At 58.0% G+C, this 15,715-nt stretch carries 12 protein-coding genes; 10 read left to right on the plus strand and 2 right to left on the minus strand.

Annotated features, from left to right (window positions below):
* Window positions 1-9 precede the first annotated feature (9 nt).
* From ACEW8J_RS11885 to ACEW8J_RS11910, 6 genes are read left to right on the plus strand one after another with little or no spacing between them, the layout of a single operon-like run.
* Complete coding sequence (locus tag ACEW8J_RS11885) at window positions 10-1,269, plus strand: XrtA/PEP-CTERM system-associated ATPase (protein WP_373491858.1); 1,260 nt, start codon at window positions 10-12, stop codon at window positions 1,267-1,269.
* On the plus strand, window positions 1,250-2,146 hold the full coding sequence (locus ACEW8J_RS11890; RefSeq protein WP_373491889.1) for an XrtA system polysaccharide deacetylase: 897 nt from the start codon (window positions 1,250-1,252) through the stop codon (window positions 2,144-2,146). Before ACEW8J_RS11885 ends, ACEW8J_RS11890 begins: the two co-directional genes overlap by 20 nt.
* Window positions 2,143-3,216, plus strand: coding sequence for a FemAB family XrtA/PEP-CTERM system-associated protein (locus ACEW8J_RS11895; protein ID WP_373491859.1), 1,074 nt, complete (start codon window positions 2,143-2,145; stop codon window positions 3,214-3,216). Before ACEW8J_RS11890 ends, ACEW8J_RS11895 begins: the two co-directional genes overlap by 4 nt.
* Window positions 3,213-4,439: a TIGR03087 family PEP-CTERM/XrtA system glycosyltransferase gene (locus ACEW8J_RS11900; protein ID WP_373491890.1), complete on the plus strand. Its 1,227-nt coding sequence runs from the start codon at window positions 3,213-3,215 to the stop codon at window positions 4,437-4,439. The genes ACEW8J_RS11895 and ACEW8J_RS11900 overlap by 4 nt, the downstream gene beginning before the upstream one ends.
* Window positions 4,436-5,989 carry an exosortase A gene (xrtA, locus tag ACEW8J_RS11905; protein WP_373491860.1) on the plus strand — a complete coding sequence of 518 codons (1,554 nt, stop codon included), beginning with the start codon at window positions 4,436-4,438 and terminating at the stop codon, window positions 5,987-5,989. The genes ACEW8J_RS11900 and xrtA overlap by 4 nt, the downstream gene beginning before the upstream one ends.
* Window positions 5,990-5,998: 9 nt before the next feature.
* A complete protein-coding gene (locus tag ACEW8J_RS11910) occupies window positions 5,999-7,894 on the plus strand; it encodes an XrtA/PEP-CTERM system amidotransferase (RefSeq protein ID WP_373491861.1) in 1,896 nt (631 codons plus the stop codon).
* Window positions 7,895-7,966: 72 nt separating this feature from the next.
* Here ACEW8J_RS11910 and truA read toward each other — a convergent pair whose 3' ends face one another.
* Together truA and fmt are read right to left on the minus strand one after the other, a co-directional pair.
* Window positions 7,967-8,710: a tRNA pseudouridine(38-40) synthase TruA gene (gene truA, locus ACEW8J_RS11915; protein ID WP_373491862.1), complete on the minus strand. Its 744-nt coding sequence runs from the start codon at window positions 8,708-8,710 to the stop codon at window positions 7,967-7,969.
* The gene (fmt, locus tag ACEW8J_RS11920; RefSeq protein WP_373491863.1) at window positions 8,707-9,633 is read right to left on the minus strand and encodes a methionyl-tRNA formyltransferase; all 927 of its coding nucleotides are present in this window, start codon (window positions 9,631-9,633) and stop codon (window positions 8,707-8,709) included. The genes truA and fmt overlap by 4 nt, the downstream gene beginning before the upstream one ends.
* 212 nt (window positions 9,634-9,845) lie before the next feature.
* Here fmt and recR point away from each other — a divergent pair, with 212 nt between their 5' ends.
* The 4 genes from recR (at window position 9,846) to ACEW8J_RS11940 (ending at window position 15,714) form a co-directional block, all read left to right on the plus strand.
* Window positions 9,846-10,448: a recombination mediator RecR gene (recR, locus tag ACEW8J_RS11925; RefSeq protein ID WP_373491864.1), complete on the plus strand. Its 603-nt coding sequence runs from the start codon at window positions 9,846-9,848 to the stop codon at window positions 10,446-10,448.
* Window positions 10,449-10,770: 322 nt separating this feature from the next.
* Window positions 10,771-13,482 carry a TonB-dependent receptor gene (locus ACEW8J_RS11930; RefSeq protein ID WP_373491865.1) on the plus strand — a complete coding sequence of 904 codons (2,712 nt, stop codon included), beginning with the start codon at window positions 10,771-10,773 and terminating at the stop codon, window positions 13,480-13,482.
* A 124-nt stretch (window positions 13,483-13,606) separates the two neighbouring features.
* Window positions 13,607-14,173 carry a peptide deformylase gene (gene def / locus ACEW8J_RS11935; protein WP_373491866.1) on the plus strand — a complete coding sequence of 189 codons (567 nt, stop codon included), beginning with the start codon at window positions 13,607-13,609 and terminating at the stop codon, window positions 14,171-14,173.
* Between the two features lie 182 nt (window positions 14,174-14,355).
* Window positions 14,356-15,714 (plus strand): DNA recombination protein RmuC, encoded by a 1,359-nt coding sequence (locus ACEW8J_RS11940; RefSeq protein ID WP_373491867.1) that lies wholly within the window; start codon window positions 14,356-14,358, stop codon window positions 15,712-15,714.
* The last annotated feature ends 1 nt before the right edge of the window (window position 15,715 follow it).

The following is a 15,715-nucleotide window of genomic DNA, read 5'->3' on the forward strand; positions in this document are numbered from 1 at the left end:
GATATACGCATGTATGATACCTTTTATGGACTGAATGGCCTGCCGTTTCAGCTGACCCCGGATCCGCATTATTATTTCGAGAGCCTGACGCACCGCAAGGCATTGTCTTATCTCGGATATGGCCTGGCTCAGGGCGAGGGTTTCATTGTCATCACCGGTGATGTGGGCGCGGGCAAGACCACGTTGGTCAGCCATCTTATGGCAACGATCGACAAGGCCCGCCTGACCGCTGCCAATATCGTCACCACCAAGCTCGACAGCGAAGATATCGTGCGCGTCGCCGCCAATCATTTCGATATCGATACGGACGATATGGACAAGGCGCAGTTGCTCAGCGCCTTTGAAGAATTTCTGCACGCCGAAGCGCGCGCCGGTCGGCGGTGTTTGCTGATCGTTGATGAATCGCAAAATCTGCCAGCAGGCGCGCTGGAAGAATTGCGGATGCTGTCCAATTTCCAGCTTGGCGGTCAGGCGTTGCTGCAGATATTCCTGCTCGGTCAGCCGGAGTTTCGAGACATGTTGCAAAGTTCCAACCAGCTGGAGCAATTGCGACAGCGGGTCATTGCGCATCATCACCTCGAACCGATGAGCGCAGACGAGATCGAGCCCTATATCACGCATCGGCTGTCCAAAAGCGGCTGGTCGGGGCGCCCCAAGATCACATCCAATGTATTCCGCACGCTTTATGCAGAAACCAGTGGCGTCCCCCGCAAGATCAACGCCCTGATGAGCCGGATATTGCTGATGGGTTCGATCGAACATGCTGAGATGATCGACCAGTCCATGGTCGAGCGGGTGCTTGCCGATCTCAAGGGGGAAGATGTGGAGATCGCTGCACCGCCAACCCCATCGACCGAAGTAAAAAATCCGTTGTGGGAAAAGCCCAAAAAGGCACAGGAACCGATCGCTGAAGCAGCGATCGAAGCTCCCCCTCCATCGACCGAGCCGTATCGAGAATCGGCATCGGTGCCGGAACATGAAGTCGTCAATCTGCGGATGCCGGAAGCGCCAGCGCAGACGGTCGAGAGGTTGACCAGTGCCCCGCCGGAAGCCCATAGCGAGACGGTGCGAAATAACGAGCATCGCTCCGCCCCTGACACAGCGATGGCCCAGCGAATCGAAACGTTGTCCCAGCAACTGTCGCAGATGGAAACCCGGATGAATGGGCAGGAGGAAAATATGCACCGCATCTTGACCATGCTGGTGGAATGGGTCGAGAGCGACGTCCAGAGCAAGGAAAGCTATGTCAATGCGGGACGCGCGGCCTGAATCTTTCACCACGGCAGGAAAAGCAGGTGCTTTGCTCAATGCCATGTCCGTCGATATCGAGGACTGGTTTCAGGTGGGCGCCTTTGAGACTGTCATTGACCGTGCCGACTGGGACCAGCTTGAGCATCGGGTAGAACGCAACACCAATGCCGTGCTTGCGCTGTTCGACGACGCTGGGATCAAGTCGACATTTTTCATTCTGGGCTGGGTAGCCGAACGCTATCCGGCATTGATGCGGCAGATTGTTGCGGCCGGACATGAAATCGCCAACCATGGCTATGATCATGCCCGCGTATTCACCCTGTCACCGGATCAGTTCCGCTCAGATCTCGACCGCAGCCGCAAAATACTGGAAGATACGTCCGGTCAAAAGGTGATCGGTTATCGGGCTCCCAGTTTTTCGATCGATCAGCGGACGCCCTGGGCGCACGAAATACTGGCTGAACAGGGCTATACCTACTCGTCCAGCGTTGCCCCGATTCGCCACGACCATTATGGCTGGGCCGGGTCTCCGCGCTTTGCCTGGAAGCCCGTGGAGCAATCCGACTTCATTGAATTACCGGTGACGACCGTCAAGCTGGGCAAGCATGTTTTTGCCGCTGGGGGAGGCGGGTTCTTCCGGTTGTTGCCTTATGCATTATACAAGCTCTCCCTGCGGAAAATGCAGAGCGATGACGGGCACGGAGCGATCTTCTATTTCCATCCCTGGGAAATCGATCCCGACCAACCGCGCGTCGGCAATGCGCCGATCCGCTCAAAGGTCCGGCACTATACAAATCTGAAAGCCATGCGCGGCAAACTGCTGAGGGCTGGCCGGGAATTCAAATGGGGCAGAGTGGACGAACTGGCCGCGCTGGAAGCTGGGTTCATGCAATGAACATGGCATTCAAGCCGAGAACAGTGTCGGTTCGCGCGTTGGATCGACCGGAGACGGACGAACTGGCCCGGATTGAAGCCTTTGTCGCCGCTGCTCCGGCAGGCTCGGCTTTCCATCGGCCGGCATGGGTACTGGCGGTCAGCAAGGCTTGCAGTCATGAATGGCGCTATCTGCTGGCCGAAGATGGTGACGGCGTTTTGCAGGGCATATTGCCGCTGCATCTGATTCATTCTGCCTTATTTGGCCGGGCGTTGGTGTCTTCGGGTTTTGCCGTCGGCGGAGGGATTCTCTCGGACAATGATCAAGCGATCCGATTGCTCGCAGACGAAGCGTGGAGATTTGCCGAGCGGCAGAGCTTCCCAACCGTCGAATTGCGCGGCGGGTCCGTACTCGGCGACCAATGGCAGAACAAGAAAGGCGTCTATGCCGGCTTTGTCAGTCCGCTGGCGGATGATCCGGAAAGCCAGTTGCTCGCGATTCCGCGCAAACAGCGGGCCGAGGTTCGCAAAGGGCTTGCCAATGGCCTGACCGTGCGCATTGGCACCGGTGCGCAGGATCGGGCCGATCATTATGCGGTCTATTCGGAAAGCGTCCGTAATCTCGGGACACCCGTTTTTCCCAAGGCGCTGTTCGATGAGGTGCTGGACGGATTTGGCGATGATGCGGATATTCTGACGGTGCTGCACGAGGGCAAGCCGGTGGCCAGCGTGCTTAGTCTTTATCATCAGCAAACCGTCATGCCTTATTGGGGTGGTGGCACATGGGATGCGCGCCGTTTCAGAGCCAATGATGTCATGTATTATGCCCTGATGAATCATGCCCGGGAGCGGGGATGCAAGTCGTTTGATTTTGGCCGGTCCAAATTTGGCACTGGCGCCTTTTCATTCAAGAAAAACTGGGGGTTCGAACCGCAGCCATTGTCCTATTTCATGCGCACGGCCGATGGCGAGCAAGGCCGGGACGTCAATCCGCTGAGTCCGAAATACCGGATGCAGGTTGCCTTGTGGCAGCGACTGCCCTTGTCGTTTGCAAACCGGATCGGACCTATGATCGCCAGAGGTCTGGGCTGATGGGTGACATCCTGTTTCTGGCGCATCGGGTTCCATGGCCGCCGAACCGTGGCGACAAGATTCGTTCGCATCATTTCTTGCAGAGACTGATGGATTGCGCACCGGTGCATGTTGCCTGTTTTGCCGATGACGAGGCGGAAAAGCAGATCGGCTGGGCGCGCAAAGCGGAATTGCTATCCTGCGAAATCGTTGTGCGGAGCAAACCGAAATGGCGGGCAGGCGTCGAAGCTCTCGTCGCCGGACAACCAGTCTCGCTTGCGTCGTTCGAAAGCTCCCGTATCAGGGATTATGTCGCTGATGTGATCGCCAAGCGAACCGTCGACTGTATCTTCGTATTTTCCGGGCAGATGGCGCAGTTCATCCCAGCGGATTTTACCGGTCGGGTGGTGATGGACTTTGCCGATGTCGATAGCGCGAAATTCGAAAGCTATGCCGGCAAGGGCGCAGGGCCAATGGCCTGGATCAACCGCCGGGAAGGGCGGCTGCTGCGGGAGTTTGAGAGCGAAGTTGCCAAACGAGCCGACCATAGCCTGTTTGTCAGCGAAGCCGAAGCGACGCTGTTCCGTCAGCGTTCGGGCTTGTCTGGTGACCGCGTGAAGGCGGTAGGCAATGGAATTGATCTGGAATTTTATGGTTCCACGGAAGTGCAGGGGGCGGACATTGAGAACAGTGGCCCGCTGATCCTGTTTACCGGCCAGATGGACTATCAGCCCAATATTCAGGCGGTACAAAGTTTCAGCAATCGGGTCATGCCCGACATTCTCTCGCGTTTTCCCGAAGCTCGTTTTGCGATCGTCGGCCGGGCACCGGCGGCAAAGGTGCTGCAACTTGCGGGCAAAAACGGCACGGTCGTGATCGGAGCAGTTGATGATATTCGGTGCTGGATCAAGGCTGCCGATGTCGTTGTCGCGCCGCTGCGGATCGCGCGGGGAATCCAGAACAAGGTGTTGGAGGCAATGGCGATGGCCAGGCCCGTGGTCGCATCGGCCTGCGCTGCCGAGGGGATTCAGGCGATCAGTGGCGACCATTTTCTGGTCGCTGATTCTGTCGACCGCGAAGCATCTCTGGTTTGCGATCTGCTGGCAGACCTCAGGAAAGCCAAGCGGTTGGGTGCGCAGGCCCAAATGTTGATCCATTCCCAATATTCATGGGAAAAGCAGCTGGCGGGCCTCCCGGCCTTGTGCGGCATTGCCGAACCGCACATGGCGGAGGCTGCGGAATGACGAGCACGACGGCCGATCAGATAGGCAGCCAGCCGCAGCCTGCGCTGGCTGCTTCGCTCTGGTCGACACATCTGCAATGGCTGGCACTTGCCAGCGCCGCAATATTGGCACTCTTCTGGCGCGATGGCGCGGATATGGTGCGGACCTGGTGGAATATTTCTACCTATAATCACTGCCTAGTGATTATCCCGATCCTTTATTGGCTGGTGCAGCAACGGCAGGAAGAGTTGGCGAAGCTGGCACCGCAAATATGGATGCCGGGTCTGGCGCTGACCGCGACTGCGTCTCTGGCCTGGTTGCTAGGCGAAGCTGCAGGCGTTGCCTTTGCGCGCCAGCTGGGGCTGCTGATGATGCTGCAAGGCGCGGTGGTAACGCTGCTCGGGCCGACTGTGGCGCGCGGGCTGGTCTTTCCGCTCGCGTTCAGTTTCTTTCTGGTGCCGTTCGGCGAGGAATTTGTACCGTTCCTGCAAATGGTGACCGCGAAATTGTCGATGATCTTTCTGGGCTGGACCGATATCCCGGCCTTTATTGACGGGATTTTCATCTCGACCCCAACCGGCTATTTTGAGGTTGCCGAGGCCTGTTCCGGTATCGAGTTCCTGATCGCGATGATTGCCTATGGCACGCTTGTCAGCAATGTCTGCTTCCAGAGCTGGAACCGACGGATATTATTCATGGTGGCCGCGGTGATCGTCCCGATTCTTGCCAATGGCATCCGTGCCTTTGGCACCATGTACATCGCCCATCACACGACCCTCGATTTTGCCGTAGGCTTTGATCATATTTTTTATGGCTGGTTCTTTTTTGCCTTTGTCCTGATCCTCGTCATGGGGATTGGCTGGCCCTTTTTTGATCGCAGGATCGATGACCCGATGATCGATGGCGACGCTTTGCGCCAGCATCAGTCTGCGCCACGCGCGGCGCAAAAGCCCCTGATGATAATGGCAAGCATGGCGGCGATCATTCTGGTTCCGATGCTTTGGACTTCGGTACTGGCTGCGCAGCAATCGCCGGTGCCGGACAATATTTCCCTGCCGGAAGTCGCCGGTTGGGAGAGAGTGGATTACCAGCCCCTCTATCCCTGGACACCGCGATTTGATGGCGCCAGTCATCAGCTTCTTGGTCGCTATCGCAATCAGGAAAGTGGCGTGCAGGTTGATCTGGCGATCGCCGTATTCGACCGCCAGGCGGAAGGACGGGAAATCGTCGGCTATGGGCAGGGCGCGCTTGTCCCGGACTCCGGATGGTCCCGCAATCGGGCCCTGCGTGCGCCAGATAGCGCGGCTGCCGTGGAATTGATCGCACCAGGACCGGTGGTGCGCGATGTTGTTTCCTTTTACCGGATCGGCGGCAAGCTGACCGGCAGTGCCACAGTGGTGAAGCTCGAGACGCTGAAGAGCAATATTTTCGGCGGGCCGCAGCAGGCGGTGGCGATACTGGTTTCCTCGGAGACGAATCGCAAGACATCACCGCGCATGCCTATCGATGCATTTATCGCCGATCTCGGCCCAGTCGACAAATTGGCTGACGCGATGGCCGGGCTGCGCTAGGGCGCACCTATGTGCGGCATAGCAGGAATATTTCATCTGGAGACGGCGAAGCCGGTCGATCCCGATCGCCTGCGCAAGATGACTGACAGCCTGAGCCACCGGGGACCGGACGGATCCGGCATCTGGACTGCGCCAGGGATCGGTCTGGGACATCGCCGTCTCTCGATCATCGATCTGGAAGGCGGGGCGCAGCCGATGCTGACTCCCGACGAAGCGCAGGTGCTCAGCTTCAATGGTGAAATCTACAATTTTCTTGAAGTGCGGGCGGAACTCGAAGGTCTTGGCCACCAGTTTCTGACCAGCAGCGACAGCGAAGTCATTCTCTATGCCTGGCGGCAGTGGGGCGTCGATTGCCTGAAGCGCCTGAACGGCATGTTCGTCTTTGCGCTTTATGATCAGCGCACAAGGCAATTGTTTCTTGCCCGCGACCGGTTGGGCGTCAAGCCGCTGTTCTACGCACCGGTATCGGACGGCAGCATCCTGTTTGGTTCGGAACTGAAGGCGCTGCTGGCCAATCCCCTGTTGCGCCGCGAACCCAGTCTGCGGGCCGTCGATGACTATCTTGCCTTGGGCTATGTGCCGGATCAGACATCGCTGCTGAAAGGCATGAAGAAGCTGCCTGCCGGTCATTATCTGCTGCTCGAGCAGGGCAAGCCGGAGCCCGCGGCCGTCGAATATTGGGATATCGACTTCAGCCAGCGTCACAAGGCGTCGGCGGGCGCGCTGGAAGAAGAGTTGGTGGGACTGCTCAAACAGGCCGTGGGTTCGCGGATGATCGCGGATGTCCCACTGGGTGCGTTTCTCTCTGGCGGTGTCGACAGCAGCGCCGTGGTGGCATTGATGGCGGAACAAAGCCGCCGGCCGGTCAAGACCTGTTCGATCGGGTTCGACCAGCAGGCGCTGGACGAAACCAGCTATGCGCGGCAGGTCGCAGAACGGTTCCGGACCGATCATCGCGAGCGGACCGTGGCGGCAGATGATTTCGGGCTGATCGACACATTGGCCGATCATTTCGACGAACCCTTTGCCGATGCGTCTGCCCTGCCGACTTATCGGGTGTGCGAACTGGCCCGCGAAACCGTCACCGTGGCGCTGTCGGGAGATGGTGCCGACGAGGCGATGGCGGGTTATCGCCGCCATGTCTTTCACCATGCCGAAGAGCGGGTCAGAGGGCTGCTGCCGCAATCGTTTCGTGGACCAGCCTTTGGCTGGCTGGGGTCGATCTATCCCAAGGCCGACTGGGCGCCGCGTCCGTTTCGTGCCAAGTCCACCCTGCTGTCGCTCGCCCGGACCGGACCCGAAGGCTATGCGGAAGCGGTCGGGGTGACAACGCCATCGCGGCGACGGCATATCTATTCGGACCGCATGCGCAGCGATCTCGGCGATTATCGGGCGGAACAGCGGATGATTGACCTGATGGACAATGCTCCGGCCCGCAACGGTCTCGATCAGGCGCAATATGCCGACATGAAGCTGTGGCTGCCCGGTGATATATTGACCAAGGTCGACCGCACCAGCATGGCCGTCGGACTTGAAGCGCGCGAGCCGCTGCTCGACTATCGCCTGCTCGAATTTGCGGCGAAACTGCCGACCAATTTGCGGGTGCACCGAGGGCAGGGCAAATATCTCCTCAAGAAATCGATGGAGCAATATCTGCCCGACGACATCCTCTACCGTCCGAAAATGGGCTTTGTGACTCCGATCGCGCAATGGTTCCGCGGGCCACTGGCCGACACCGCCCGGGATATCGCCAGCGGTGGCAATCTGGCGCGGACCGGCTGGTTTGACAGCAACTCACTGCGCAAGGTGGCGGAGGATCATATCTCCGGCCGATCCGACAACAGCCGCTTGCTGTGGCAGCTGCTGATGCTCGACAAGAGCCTGCCGCGCTTGTTTGGTATGTAGTTCTTCGGCGGAGGCCGGGGTCCAGCCGATCGGGCACCAATATTCTCGGCCCCGGCCTTCGCCAGGGAACAGCTAGTCCGGATATATTGCCTCGACAAAATAGAGGCCATCGGGTGGCGCGTTGAAGCCCAAGGCGTTGCGATCTCTTGCCGCCAGCGCGTGTTTCAGATCAACTTTCGACCATTTTCCGGTGCCGACCAGTTTCAGACAACCGACGATCGAGCGGACCTGGTGGTGGAGGAACGAGCGGGCGGATACTTCCACCTCGATTTCCTCGCCAAAGCGACTGACCGATATGCTGTCGAGCGTTTTGACCGGGCTTTGCGCCTGGCAATGGGCAGAGCGAAAGGTGGTGAAATCATGCTGGCCGGTCAGCGCCTGCGCTGCATTGTGCATCGCTTCGGCATCAAGGCCGGGGGCAATCTGCCAGCTTAGGCCTCGGTCGAAGGTCAGCGGCGCGCGTCGGTTGGTGATCTTGTAGAGATAGCGACGTCCCTCGCAGGCGAAGCGGGCGTGCCATTCGTCGTCGACAATGTCGCAGGCGAGTACCGCCACCGGGTGCGGGCGAAGGCCGGCATTGATCCCTTCGCTCAGGCGGAAGGGAGTAAGCTTCGTTTCCAGATCGAAATGGGCGCGCATCGCCAGCGCATGGACGCCTGCGTCGGTCCGGCCTGCGGCGAACACCCGGATGGTCTGGCCGGTGATCTTGTGGATCGCCTGTTCCACTGCCTGCTGGACGCTCGGTCCGTGATCCTGATGCTGCCAGCCCATGAACGGACGGCCATCATATTCCAGGGTGATCGCAAAGCGGGTCATTGCAACAATGTCCCCTTCGGTATCGTGGTGCCGTTGAGGAAGGATTTGAGCTCCATCGCAGGTTTGCCGGCCTTCTGGATGACTTGCGGCTGGATTGCCCCGCTCCCGCAACCGATGAGCAAATGCTCGTCCAGTATCGTGCCGGGCGTTCCTGCCGTGTCGATGATCTTCGCTTCCAGAATCCGGTATCGGTTTCCCTGAAATTCGAAAAAGGCGCCCGGTAGGGGATTGAAGGCTCTGATCTGCCGTTCGACCTGTTCGGCGGAGGGGTTGAAGTCCAGGCGCGCTTCCTGCTTGTCGATCTTTTTGGCGTAGGTGGCCAGCGCATCATTCTGGGGTTCCGCCCGAAAATCATTGGGCGAGGCGAGATATTGCACCATCAGTTCCGCACCCGCCATTGCCAGTTCGTCGGTCAACTCGCCCGCGGCTTTGTCGTCGATGGGTGTCGCCGCCTTGAGCAGCATCGGGCCGGTGTCCAGTCCGGCCTCCATCTGCATGATGGTGATTCCGGTTTCGGTGTCTCCCGCCAGTATCGCGCGCTGCACCGGGGCCGCTCCGCGCCAGCGCGGGAGCAAAGAGCCGTGGATATTCAGGCAGCCCATTTTCGGGGCGTCCAGGATCGCTTGTGGCAGGATCAGGCCATAGGCAGCGACAACCGCCGCGTCGAGATCGAGCGCGGCAAACGCGGCCTGTTCGGTTTCATCTTTCAGCGAAACCGGCGAGCGCACCGCGATTCCGAGCGTTTCAGCAAGGCGCTGGACGGGCGAGGGGGACAGTTTCTTGCCGCGACCGGCGGGCCGGGGTGGCTGGGAATAGACCGCCACAATCTCATGGCCTGCATCGTGCAGAGCCTGCAGCGCAGGAACCGCAAAATCGGGCGTTCCCATGAAGGCGATGCGAAAGGGTTTCGAGGCGGGCGTCATAATTTATCTTTCACAGGGTCAAACAGGGTCACACCCCCCCCAAACGGGAAAAAACTTATCCGGATAGAGGGGTGCCGAGTCAGATGATTCTGCTTTTTCCTTCAAATATTTGATCCGACAGGGGCATGACCGGGACAATATCGAATCCGCTGCATGTAGGACAGGCATTTTGTGCTTGGCAGGCTTGTGCGGCTGCTCCTAATGACTATGCCATGGCATCGCAAGACATCGAAAATCTGGTTCAGGCCCTCGCCAAACTGCCCGGCCTGGGTCCGCGCTCGGCGCGGCGGGCCGTGCTCTATTTGCTGAAGCGTCCGGAAACGGCGATGAAGCCGATCCTGGCAGCGATGGAACGGGTCGACCAGAAACTGGTAACCTGCAATATTTGCGGCAATGTCGATACCCGGAATCCCTGCCAGATATGCAGCGATCCCCGCCGCGATGCCAAGGCGCTGTGCGTGGTCGAGGAGGTTTCCGATCTCTGGGCACTCGACAAATCGCGCCTGTTTCCGGGCAAGTTTCATGTGCTGGGCGGCAAATTATCGGCGCTGGATGGTGTCCGTCCGGAGGATATCGGAATCGATACGCTGATCCGCCGGGTCGAGGCGGGCGGTATCGACGAGGTGGTGCTGGCGATGAACGCGACGCTGGAAGGACAGACCACGGCCCATTATATCGCCGAACGTCTTGAAAATTATCCGGTCCGACTCAGTCAATTGTCGCATGGGATTCCGGTGGGCGGGGAGCTGGACTATCTGGATGAAGGCACATTGGCGCAGGCTTTGCGCTCGCGAAGACCGATAAATAAAGATTGAACTGGTTTCGATCGAAGGGGCGTTCAGAACGGCCAGAAACTTGCCTGTAAACTTTCCAGATTGTGCGGATAATAAACCATGCCAGCTATGACGCTACGTCATCCTGCCCTTGCCATTCGTTTTCAACTTCCGGGTGGATGTCCCGCTCCAATGGTCAAGCCAAATCATCCGCTCGTTTCTTGCGACAAGCGCGCATCAAAGGCTGACAAAAAAGCCACAGTTCACGGAAAACTGTCACTTAGGTCTGCGATTTGGCTGTCAAATATAATAGGCTGGACTATCATCACCGGGTAAAAAATAAGAATTTTCAGGAGAGCATGTTATGAAATTAGCCTTGAATCTGTCCGCGTGCGCCATCGCAATTGCCGCACTGGCCACCGCCCCCGTCTATGCCCAGACCAACATGACCGAACAGGACGAGGGTACTTTCGATGACAATGTAATCGTGGTGACCGCCCAGGGCCGGTCCCAGGCCTTGTCCGATGTGCCTATCGCTGTTTCTGCCATTGGCGCGGAACAATTGCAGCAAAGCGGAACCAGCGATATTCGTGAACTCAATCAGCTCGCGCCTTCCTTGCTTGTATCATCGACCGGTAATGAAGCCAATGGCTCGGCCCGTATTCGCGGTATCGGTACAGTTGGCGATAACCCGGGACTGGAAAGTTCCGTGGCGGTGTTTATCGATGGTGTGTATCGTTCGCGAAGCGGCAACGCGCTCAGCGAACTGGGTCCGATTGAACGGGTCGAAGTTCTCCGCGGTCCGCAAGGCACATTGGGTGGACGGAACTCGTCTGCCGGCATGATCAGCATCACCACCGCCGCACCGGAATTCCAGTTTTCCGGCCATGCCGCCGCCTCTTATGGCAATTATGACCAGATTCGTCTGGAAGGGGGCATTACCGGCCCACTGAGCGAAACGATCGCAGCGCGGATCGATGGCGTTTATCTGAAACGCGATGGCTTCTACAATGATGTGGTGAACGGCACCGACGTCAATAACAAGGACCGCTATCTGGTGCGCGGTCAGCTGTTGTTTGAGCCAAATGACGGTTTGACCGTCCGGGTGATCGGTGATTATTCGAAGAAAGACGAATCCTGCTGTGCGGCGACATTCGTCCAGCCGGAATTTGCACAGCGTGCACGGGTGAGCCCCGGCCTTGATCCCTTCGCGCTTCCGCAACCCGGTGCGCCGGCCCTGACCAGCACGCAGAACCCGATTATTCCCGTACTTTTGGCTTTGGGTCAAAACCCGAATGCTCTCAACCAGAGCACATTCAACCGGGATATTTATGTCACTCCAGGTCGTAGCTATGCTGGCGAAACAGAGGATTTCGGCGCTTCGGTTGAGCTCAATGCCGAACTGGGTGAAATGAACTTCACCTCGATCACCGGCTATCGGGAATATTCCAACTTCCAGGCTTCCGACACCGATTATACGCAGGTGGATATTCTCTATCGGGCTCCGAATGAAAATGCCGGCGCTCGCGAGTTCAAGACGTTCACCCAGGAACTGCGTCTGCAGGGCTCGGCATTCAATGACAAGCTGGACTGGTTGATCGGCGGTTTTTACGCCAATGAAAAGCTGGAAACACGGGATAATCTGCGCTTCGGCACACAATATGGCGCGTTTGCGCCATGCCGCATCGTCAACGCTGTCAATCCTGCGCTTGCCTCACCGACCAGCACGGGCTGTCTGAGCGCTGGCGGCCGGGCGGTCTTGCAGGGTGCGAATGGCGGAGCGGGTGCTTTTGGTGCGGCCACACCGCTGATTTTTGCGGGTCTGGACAATCTCGCCACGATCAATGATCGCGGTACGGTGCTTGATGTCTACAATCAGAAAAGCGAAAATTTTGCGTTTTTCACCCATAATATCTTCCACATTACCGATCGGCTCGATCTGACTCTGGGGCTGCGCTATACGAATGAAACCAAGGATTTCAATGCTGCCTTCACCAATAACAACACCATGTGTCCGGTGCAGCGCGGCTTGTTCACCCCCTTGCTCGGTGGGCCTCTTGCCGGATTGGCTGGCGGCATAATCGGACTGTCCTGTCAGGGCAATTCAACCGCCGAACTGGATGGTGTCACCTTGGCCGACAGCCGGAGCGAGAATGAATTTACCGGCACTGCCATCCTGTCGTTCAAAGCAACCGACGATCTGCTGCTTTATGGTAGCTTTTCGCGCGGTTACAAAGCGGGCGGTTTCAACCTTGACCGGTCGGCATTGACCAGTTCCACCCTTGGCAATCCTGCATTGACCGGCGATACCGCCAATCTCCAGTTTGACCAGGAAACGGTGGACGCCTTCGAAATCGGCGCAAAATATTCGAGCCGGGAATTTTCGCTAAGCGTTGCGGCCTTCCGTCAGCAGTTCAGCAATTTCCAGCTGAACACGTTCAACGGTTCGGTGTTCCTGGTTCAGAACGTCAACGCCTGTAGCGATGATCTCGGCGGTGCGGATGGCGATGCGAGCGCCGCAACCGGCAATTGCAACCCCGACAACGTAAAATATGGGGTTGTCGCACAGGGCGTCGAACTGGAAGCGTCGATCAATCCTGTTCGATATGTGAATGTCACGATGGGCCTGACCTATGCCGACACCAGCTATGAGAATGATCTGGTTGGCCGCGACAATGGTGTCGCGCTGGACCCGGCCTTGCGTCTGCTGCCTGGTGACAATCTTTCCAACGCTCCGGAAATCACCGCTACGGCATCCCTGTCCTATACGCCGCCGTTGGGCAATACAGGTCTAACCGGCTTGTTCTATGTGAATGCGCGCACGACCAGCGATTATAACACCGGTTCTGATCTGCTTTATGGCAAGGAACAGGACGGCTTTACATTGGTCAATGCCCGTATCGGTGTCCGTGGACCTGACGATATGTGGGCCATCGAAGGCTGGGCTCAGAATCTGTTCGATGTCGATTATTCGCAGGTTGCATTCAACACGCCGTTCGTTGCGTCGCAGCAGACCTATTCGGCCTTTCTTGCCGAACCAAGAACCTATGGCATAACGTTGCGCGGACGTTTCTAGAATAAGGCACAACTACTGACCATATGAAGGCGTGCGGTTCCAACGGGATCGCACGCCTTTTCCTTTGCCCGGGTATGGATTGTGGCAGCTTGACGAATCCCGCCGGAATCCCTAAATTTGCATCATGGCTATATTACCGATCCTAGAGGTGCCTGATCCGCGCCTGAAAACCGTGTCCGAACCGGTCACCACCTTTGATGACGAGCTGAAGAAGCTGGTCAGCGACATGTTCGAGACAATGTATGACGCACCGGGCATTGGACTGGCGGCGATTCAGGTCGGCGTGCCCAAGCGCGTGCTGGTGATCGATCTGCAGGAACCGGCACCGCACGAGCATGATCATGGCGAGCATTGCGACCATGACCATGGCGTGATCAACGACCCGCGGGTCTTCATCAATCCCGAGATACTCGATCCGTCGGAAGACCTGAGCATCTATAGCGAAGGCTGTCTGTCGGTGCCCGACCAATATGCCGAAGTCGAGCGCCCGGCGGTGATTACCGCTCGCTGGCAGGACACGGACGGCAAGCAATATGAAGAGCAGATCGAAGGCCTGCTGGCGACCTGTTTACAGCACGAGATGGACCATCTCGAAGGCATATTGTTCATCGACCATCTGTCGCGGCTGAAACGGCAGATGGTGCTGAAGAAGCTTGCGAAATTGCGCAAGGAACATGGCATCGCCGCTTAGGATTCCAAGCAGCCTCCCACGTGACCCAGTTAATTCGTCATGCTGAACTCGTTTCAGGATGACGAGTATGGCGATTGTGCCGAGTATGCGATTATGACGAATATGGCGGTCAGGTCGTCTATTGCCTATTCAGAAAAACAATTCTAGGTTCTCTTTTCGTTCTTGTCGGAAAGTGAGTTAATTTGGACCCGATCATCGCCATTGTCGCCATCGTCATCGCTCTTCTGGGCGGTCTGGCGCTGGGCTGGTTCGTTGGCGGGAAGCCGACCAAGGACGCAGCGCAAGCCGCAAAAGAGGCCGCCCAGGCAACCGATGCGCTGCGGATCACGCTAGACGGTGTCCGCGATGAGCGGGACGCGGCGCGAACCGAACTGGCTGCGCTGCAGGCCGACGCCCGCAATCATGAAAAGCAGATGCAGCAATTGCTCGAAGCGAAAGAGGCCCTGTCGGCGCAATTTTCCGAGATCGGCGCCAAAATGCTGGAAACCGCCCAGCGGCAGTTTCTCGAGCGGGCCGATCAGCGCTTCGATCAGGCCAATGAAAAAGGCGGCGAGAAAATCGCCAAATTGCTGCAGCCGGTGCACGAGCGGCTGGCGACTTACGAAGCGTCGATTACCAAGATCGAGAAGGAGCGGACTGAATCCTATGCCGGGATCAGCGCCACCATCGAACAGGTCCGCCAGGGGCAGGACCGGGTGCAGCAGGAAGCGGCGCGACTGGTCAACTCGCTGCGCAATGCACCGAAATCGCGCGGCCGCTGGGGGGAGCAGCAACTCAAGAATGTGCTCGAAACCTGCGGGCTTTCCGAACATACCGATTTTGTCACCGAGCAGAGCATCGACACCGATGAAGGGCGGCTGCGCCCTGATGCGGTGATCAACGTGCCGGGCGGACGCAAGCTGGTGATTGATGCCAAGGTTTCGCTCAACGACTATCAGGATGCATTCGAGGCGGATGACGATGCGGCGCGCAGCTTTGCCATGGCGCGCCATTGCAATTCAATGAAGGCGCATATCGATGGCCTGTCGAAAAAGGCCTATTGGGACCAGTTCGAGGACGCGCCGGATTATGTGATCATGTTCGTACCGGGCGAGCATTTTCTCGCCGCCGCGCTCGAGCATGAACCGACCTTGTGGGACCATGCATTCGAGAAGAAGGTGCTGCTGGCGACACCGACCAATCTCGTCGCAATCGCGCGTACGGTGGCGGGTGTCTGGCGGCAGGAAAAAATGGCTGCGGAAGCCAAGCAGATCGGTCAGCTCGGCAAGGAGATGTACGACCGGCTAGCGGTCGCGGGCGAACATCTGAAACGCATGGGATCAGGGCTTGGCAGCGCGGTCGGCAATTATAACAAATTTGTCGGTAGCTTCGAGCGCAATATCATGGCGACCGGGCGCAAGTTCGCGGAGCTGCAGATTGAGACCGGCAAGAAAGATCTTGAACCCGTGCCGGAAATCGAGGCGCTGCCCCGCTATAGCGATACGGTGAGCGACAGGCTGATCGAAGATGACCGGGTGATCGGCGACGAAGCCGCCGAATAGG

Source organism: Parasphingorhabdus sp. (assembly GCF_041748495.1).
In the GTDB taxonomy this organism is placed as follows: Bacteria; Pseudomonadota; Alphaproteobacteria; order Sphingomonadales; family Sphingomonadaceae; genus Parasphingorhabdus.